Annotated in this window: 4 protein-coding genes and 1 pseudogene; all 5 read left to right on the top strand. The window is 62.6% G+C overall.

Annotated features, from left to right (window positions below; genetic code table 11):
- Positions 1-760, top strand: a 760-nt coding sequence (locus GXZ33_RS06980) for a DUF933 domain-containing protein (protein WP_291340122.1), incomplete at its 5' end; no start/stop codon positions are given.
- Positions 761-838: 78 nt separating this feature from the next.
- Entirely contained in the window at positions 839-1084 is a 246-nt protein-coding gene (locus tag GXZ33_RS06975; protein WP_291340121.1) for a type II toxin-antitoxin system Phd/YefM family antitoxin, read from the top strand.
- 9 nt (positions 1085-1093) lie between these two features.
- Positions 1094-1351, top strand: a complete 258-nt coding sequence (locus tag GXZ33_RS06970; RefSeq protein WP_291340120.1) for a type II toxin-antitoxin system RelE/ParE family toxin — start codon at positions 1094-1096, stop codon at positions 1349-1351.
- Positions 1352-1428: 77 nt separating this feature from the next.
- Positions 1429-3057 carry a DUF5677 domain-containing protein gene (locus GXZ33_RS06965; protein ID WP_291340119.1) on the top strand — a complete coding sequence of 543 codons (1629 nt, stop codon included), beginning with the start codon at positions 1429-1431 and terminating at the stop codon, positions 3055-3057.
- Between the two features lie 321 nt (positions 3058-3378).
- Positions 3379-3649 (top strand): annotated as a pseudogene (locus tag GXZ33_RS06960) (hypothetical protein); the annotation flags it as partial.

The following is a 3649-nucleotide window of genomic DNA, read 5'->3' as shown; positions in this document are numbered from 1 at the left end:
CGAGAACGTCATCCACGTCGACGGTGAGGTCGACCCGTCCTCGGACATCTCCGTCATCAACACCGAGCTCATCCTCGCCGACCTGCAGACCATCGAGAAGGCGCTGCCGCGCCTGGAGAAGGACGCCCGCAAGGACAAGTCGCTGGCCGACGTTGTCGCCGAGGTCAAGAAGGCCCAGGCCGTGCTCGACGACGACCGCACGCTGTTCTCCGCGGCCAAGAACGGCGAGCTCGATCTGGCGCTCATCCGCGACCTGCACCTCATGACCGCCAAGCCTTTCCTCTATGTCTTCAACTCCGATGAGGAGGTGCTCACCGACGACGCGAAGAAGGCCGAACTCGCCGAGCTGGTGGCACCGGCCGACTGCGTCTTCCTCGACGCCCAGACCGAGACCGAGCTCCTCGAGCTCGACGAGGACGAGGCCGCCGAGCTGCTCGAGGCCGTCGGGCAGGAGGAGCCGGGCCTGCACTCGCTGGCCAAGGCCGGCTTCGAGACCCTCGGTCTGCAGACCTACCTCACCGCCGGCCCGAAGGAGTCCCGCGCCTGGACCATCCACAAGGGCGACACCGCCCCGCAGGCCGCCGGCGTCATCCACACCGACTTCGAGCGCGGCTTCATCAAGGCCGAGATCGTCTCGTTCGCCGACCTCGACGCCGCCGGCTCCATGGCCGAGGCCAAGGCCCAGGGCAAGGTCCGCCAGGAGGGCAAGGACTACGTCATGGTCGATGGTGACGTGGTGGAGTTCAAGTTCAACGTGTAGTCGCGTTCCGATTCAACGTCTGGACGTTGCGTCCACTGTCTGTTTGTGTGCAACTTGTACAAGTTGTACCATAGGCCCATGACTTCCGTGACCCTGTCCCAGTTCCGTAGCCAGCAGAGCGATTACATCGCCGCGGCGCAGCGAGAGCCCGTCGAGATCACTTCGCGCGGAGCCGGTCGCCGTGCCGTGGTCGTGTCCCCCGAGTTCTTTGATCGTGCGCTGCAGGCATTGGAGGACCAAGCTGATGTCCGTGGTGCCGCCGAGGCTCGCAACGAAGAGGGGCGAGTCTCCCACGAGGAGCTCATGCGCGAGCTTGGCCTCTGAACCTGTTCGATGCCGTACTCAATCAGCTACGTCCCTTCGGCAGCGAAGACTATTCGGAAGCTCGACAAATCGACGGCTCGTCGGCTACTTGAGGCCATCGATGGTCTCACCATTGACCCGCGTCCGCCGGGCTGCATTCAGCTTAAGGGAGGTAGGGGAGAGTTCCGCATCCGCGTCGGTGACTACCGTGTCATATACGACGTCCAGGATGACGAGCTGGTGGTCCTCGTGCTCCGAGTCGGACATCGCCGAGAGGTGTATCAATGAGGTGGCGTCCGCCGTCTCATGATGGAGGGGAGTTTGTTGGCGTGAGCTTGCCCAGATCGAACCAGCGCACTGGGCCCATGGCTGGCCATGTGAAAAAGGGGCGGGTTTACAAGTCACCGCTAGTTGCGTCGGGTGTGTTGGGGATCGAGAACTGGATCAAGGACGACCTTCCAGATCTTCTTTGGCCTGCCCTTGTCCTGTCCGAGCTGGGCAACAACGGCGTCCGGCTGTTCGTGAAGTGGCAGAAGGCTGTGCAGGAGCGGGTCGCTGGCCATGACGAGGACGGATGGGTCGCGGAGACACTCGACGGACGGCTCACTAGTCTGGCCGCGCTGGCTGAGAGGTTCCCCGACGCACCTGCGATCGTCGTCGAGGAGGCCGAATGCCGTGGCCTTCTTTCTGAAAGTGTCCGAGGTGCGCTGGCGTCCTACCCGCGCCTTCCGGCCCGCTGGCTTGTCGGCGATGTCGAGGCCACGCCACCGCAACGGCATGACCTTGAACTCATCAGGGACGCGTTGATCGGTGTCATCAAGGACGACCATCGTGAGGCGCTCCTGAAGTGCTTCCGCACGTGGAGCACTGTTCAGGCTGGGACGTTTAGGTCGAGCGCCGACACGATCGACCTTCTGAAGGACTATCCAAGCGAACTAACCAAACGTGCAGCGGCTGACTCGGCCGTGCGAGCCATGTGGGGTACACACAAGGCGATGATTCAAGTCGATGATCCACACCACTTCGACGAAGCAATCAAGTGGGCACGCGTGTTCTGGGGAGCGAACTCGATGACGTCGAGATGCATCCGAAAGCGGGAGATCGAAGACTCGCGGGGTGTAGGTATCGGAGAGTCGGAGCCCGATGTTGCATCCGGCGATCCCGGTGTAGCTGAACCGACGGCGATGCCCGAGGGCGGCAATAATTTGCGGCGGTTCACGATGGATATGCTGAGTAGCTTCGTAGAGGCATTGGAGACCGCCCCGGCCAACCTCTATTCGAATGAACGGCAGGAGGTCGTCTCCGGGCTCGTAGCCCGCGCCGGGCGTGATCTCATCGCGGTGCTGGGCGCTCCCGACCTGTGGTGCTTGGAACATGGTGCGCATATCGGGCGCATGTTGGTCGAGACGAAGATCTATCTTCACTGGATGGCGCGGCAGGATCCAACCATCTATCGACAGTTCCAGGAGTATGGTGCCGGAAAAGCAAAGCTCTACTCTCGAATCTCAGATGAGCTACCTGAGGAGGCGAAAACTAAGGGGTTTCGTGAGAGCATCGATGAGTTGAGGCGGCTCAGCCATAATAATGACGTACTCGATCACCGGGTCGTAGACACCCGCGACACCTTCGCAGAAGGCAAGTCGATTCGCGCGATGGCCGAAGAGGCAGATCTGCTGGACTTTTACCGGCAGGTGTACTCCCTCGCTAGCGGTGTTGCCCACTCAGAGTGGTGGTCAGTCGAGACGCACGCGATGGAACCGTGCCTGAATGTGTTGCACGGGATGCACCAGATCCCGAGCCTTTCGCTGAGCTACGGCGGCAACGTCGAGCTCGCAACCGCATGGGTGGATCAGTTCTACTCGCTTGCACGGACGGGGCTGCAGATTCTGGGGACTGACGAGGATGCGGTGGCTGAGGCCTTCGCATGGCTGGAGGATGCAGACGACGCGTCCGAGATAACCAACGAAGAGGATCCGGCGTCGTCTGGTTCCTAGCTGCGACGACGTGGTGGGGTTCAAGTTCAACGTCTAGTCGGGGTCGGGCGCTACAATCCGCGGACCACTTTGACGGTGCGTGAGAATCGTTGACGTGACTGACTTCCAGGCCCGCGCGCGACGCTTTGTCGTCGCGCAGTATCCGCAAGCACTCGCGGCGTTCCTCGGCGGCAGCGCCGCTTTCGGGTGGCTACTGCCACCCTGTCCCCTGACTCTCAGAGCAAGGTTGACGGCACGTCAGCGGAAGCGGGCGGTGTCGCTCTCGACCCGCTCCACCCGGTGAACAGTGCGATTTCGATGGGGCGACCTATCATGGAAGACATGAGTGCTGACGCTGCCGATTCCGCCGGGAACCCCTCCTCCGCCACCGCCGGTACCACAGCCGCAACCGCCACCACCCCGCGCCAGGTGCGAAGGCGGCGGTCGACGAACGCGCCCAAGCCGCCGGTCCTGCAGCAGGCCACGAAGAAGCTGAGCCCCAAGCAGATCGTGGGGTTCGTCCTCGGCCTCGTCCTGTTCCTCGTGCCGTTCATCGTGGACGTCCCCGGGCTCGCGGAGCCGGGCGAGCGCATGCTCGCGATTTTCCTGTTGG

Origin of the sequence: Corynebacterium sp. (assembly GCF_012838985.1) — a bacterium.
In the GTDB taxonomy this organism is placed as follows: Bacteria; Actinomycetota; Actinomycetes; order Mycobacteriales; family Mycobacteriaceae; genus Corynebacterium.
Note: the sequence above shows the minus strand (reverse complement) of the source record. Positions and strands in the feature narration are given on the sequence as shown.

Excerpts from the sequence above, each read along its gene's own strand:
- GXZ33_RS06970 (WP_291340120.1), top strand. The coding sequence starts at position 1,094 with ATGCCGTACTCAATCAGCTACGTCCCTTCGGCAGCGAAGACTATTCGG.
- GXZ33_RS06975 (WP_291340121.1), top strand. The coding sequence starts at position 839 with ATGACTTCCGTGACCCTGTCCCAGTTCCGTAGCCAGCAGAGCGATTAC.
- GXZ33_RS06965 (WP_291340119.1), top strand. The coding sequence starts at position 1,429 with ATGGCTGGCCATGTGAAAAAGGGGCGGGTTTACAAGTCACCGCTAGTT.